1 protein-coding gene is annotated in these 431 nt (G+C 72.6%); it reads left to right on the plus strand.

Going from position 1 to position 431, the window contains the following annotated elements; genetic code table 11:
• The coding region (locus FQ746_RS00045) for an autotransporter-associated beta strand repeat-containing protein (RefSeq protein ID WP_186310580.1) at nucleotides 1-431 on the plus strand (431 nt) is incomplete at both ends.

A 431-nucleotide genomic window follows, 5' to 3' on the forward strand; every position in this document is an offset into this window, starting at 1 on the left:
GCCTGTCCTTCGGCGATGCCGGCAACGAAACCTTCGGCGGCACGATCGCCGGCACGGGCGGCATCACCAAGGAGGGCACGGGCACCGCCACCTTGACCGGCGCCAACACATTCACGGGCGGCGCGACCGTCAACGCCGGCACGCTGGCGATCGGCGCGGGCGGCTCGCTGGCGGCCGGCACCGGCATCAACCTCGCCAACTCGGGCACCAGCTTCGACATCAGCAACTCGGGCGCGGCGCAGACCATCGGCGGCCTGAGCGGCGCGGCCGGCTCGACGGTGGCGCTGGGCGGCAACGGCCTCACCTTCGGCGACGGCAGCAACCAGAGCTTCGGCGGCGCGATCACCGGCACGGCCGGCATCACCAAGAACGGCAGCGGCACCGCAACGCTGACGGGCGTCAACACCTTCACCGGCGGCGCGACCGTCGAT

This window comes from Paraburkholderia sp. BCC1886, assembly GCF_900996245.1.
In the GTDB taxonomy this organism is placed as follows: Bacteria; Pseudomonadota; Gammaproteobacteria; order Burkholderiales; family Burkholderiaceae; genus Paraburkholderia.